Source organism: Pseudomonas agronomica (assembly GCF_025917275.1).
GTDB classification, from domain to species: domain Bacteria; phylum Pseudomonadota; class Gammaproteobacteria; order Pseudomonadales; family Pseudomonadaceae; genus Aquipseudomonas; species Aquipseudomonas agronomica.
Genome location: NZ_JAOSHO010000677.1, coordinates 1 through 2,210 on the forward strand (window position 1 = coordinate 1; position 2,210 = coordinate 2,210).

At 61.4% G+C, this 2,210-nt stretch carries 1 protein-coding gene and 1 pseudogene; both read left to right on the forward strand.

The window, feature by feature from the left end; genetic code table 11:
- Positions 1–1,125: 1,125 nt before the first annotated feature.
- A pseudogene (locus OC610_RS29810) lies at positions 1,126–1,329 on the forward strand (HAMP domain-containing protein); the annotation flags it as partial.
- Between the two features lie 153 nt (positions 1,330–1,482).
- Entirely contained in the window at positions 1,483–2,187 is a 705-nt protein-coding gene (locus OC610_RS29815) for a methyl-accepting chemotaxis protein (protein ID WP_408636651.1), read from the forward strand.
- Positions 2,188–2,210: the final 23 nt, after the last annotated feature.

The window sequence follows — 2,210 nt, forward strand, 5'->3', positions numbered from 1 at the left end:
CGCCTACACAGCGCCTACACAGCTTCTACGGCGTTAACCTTAAGTTACAAATCTCCCTGTCGTTTTAAGCTATACAGAGGCAGCGCCGGCATAGTGGCTTTCTGCTGCTTTCGCGTGCCGGTCCCATAAAATAAAAACTATTCGGGAGACTTCCTTGTGAAGCGTTTGCTCTGGCCCGCCGTCGCCCTGATGAACCGCCTGAGCTTCGGCATGAAGTTCAGCCTGATCAGCGTCCTGTTCCTGCTGCCGATGCTGGTGACCAACTTCTTTCTGGTGCGCGATGCCTACCGGGAATTCCAGGGCACGCAAGTGGAGCTGCAAAGCCTTGATCTGCTGGGCAGCAGCCTGGCGCTGCGCCGGGACTTGGAGACGTTGAACAACCTGGTGCAGATCAATGCCAGTCTGGGTCAATCCGGCAAGGCCGGCGACTTGGAAGCGAAGGTAACCGCGCTTGAGCAAAAGATGCTCGCCCGGTTGCAAAGCATGACGGCCATGGCCATGGAGCCTGAGCATGTCAGCACCTTCGATGCCAAGCGCGACGAGATGATCAACGCGTTCAAGGCCCAGCAGGCCGAAAGCTCCCTGCAAAGCAAAAGCGCATTGATCGGCAGTCTGCTCAACAATGCGCAGATATTCGGCCAGGTCATCGCCAGTCAGGCGGGCCTGAGCCGTGACAACCAGGGCGACATCCGCCAACTGAGCGAGCTGATCGTCGGCGTAACGCCCAGGGTCACGCAAATCCTGGGTGAGGGCCGTGCCTTGGGGGCCTCGTCATTGGGGTTGGGCTTTCTCAATTCCGCGTCGAGCACCCGGTTCGATGAACTACTGGTGCAGATCGAGAAACTCCAGGGCGAATATGAGCTGAAACTGCAGGATGCCCTGGACTCGAGCAAGGCGGTCGGACAAGCGCTCGCCAACGAGGCCGCAGGCAGCAAGAGCACCCTCAAGCAGGCTGCCGAGCTGATTGAAAACCAGGTTGTCATGGCGGACACCCTTGATGCGCCATGGCCGGCATTCTTTGACCAGGTCAGCGGCTTGATGGGGCAGACCTATCGGTTGAACGAGGCGACGCTGGGTTTTCTCGATGTGCAACTGCAGCACCGCCTGGAGCAGAACCGCAGCCACATGGTGCTGCAAGCCGTGGCGCTGGCCGCGGTGTTCCTGCTGATTTTTTATCTGTACGCCGGCTTCTACGCCTCGACGCGCACTACGCTCAAACATTTGGGCGCGATGATGGACAAGGTCGCGGCGGGGGACATGACGGTCAACTTCGTGGCCCGCAGCAAGGACGAGTTGGGTGAGTTGGGTGAGGTGTTCAACGGCACGGTGGCGAAGATCCATGACTTGATCGAACAAGTTGGCCACACCGTTGCCGAGGTCGAGCGCCAGGCGGGGCAGGTGGAATCGGTCTCGGCCCAGAGCAACCAGGCCGTGGCCGGCCAGCGCAGCCAGATCGAGCTGGTCGCCACGGCGATGAACCAGATGTCCGCCACGGCCCAGGAAGTCGCCCGCAGCGCTGCGGCGGCGGTCAGCAGCGCCCACAGCGTGAACGACGAAACCCTCAGCGGGCGGGGATTGGTGGAGTCCCAGCAGGGCAGCATTGCGCGGCTGGCCAGTGAAATCGACCAGTCAGTGCAGGTGATCAACCAACTGGCGAGCGACAGCCAGGCCATCAGCCGCGTCCTGGATGTGATCAAGAGCATCGCCGAGCAGACCAACCTGCTGGCCCTCAACGCCGCTATCGAAGCTGCCCGGGCCGGCGAGCAAGGGCGCGGGTTCGCCGTGGTGGCCGACGAGGTGCGAACCCTGGCCAAGCGGACCCAGCAATCGACCGAAGAAATCGAAGCGATGATCAGCCGCCTGCACGGCGGCGTAGGTGCCGCCGTCAAGGCGATGGGCACCAGTCATGAGATGGCCAGCGGCACGGTGGGACAGTCGGAAAAGGTGCAGCAGGCGTTGGAAAACATTCTTGGCGCCGTCGGCATGATCGTTGACCAGAACCAGCAGATCGCCGCTGCGGTGGAGCAACAGACTGCCGTGGCCCATGACATCGACCAGAACATCGTCGAGATCAACCGCGCCGGCGAACGCACCGCCGAAGGCGCCCACCAGACCGAAGACGCCAGCCGCGAATTGTCCGCCCAGGTGGTGCAGCTCAAGCAACTGATCAATGCGTTTCGGGTGTGATTTCAGTCCCGCCACAAAACCAA

Excerpts from the sequence above, each read along its gene's own strand:
- OC610_RS29815 (WP_408636651.1), top strand. The coding sequence starts at position 1,483 with ATGTCCGCCACGGCCCAGGAAGTCGCCCGCAGCGCTGCGGCGGCGGTC.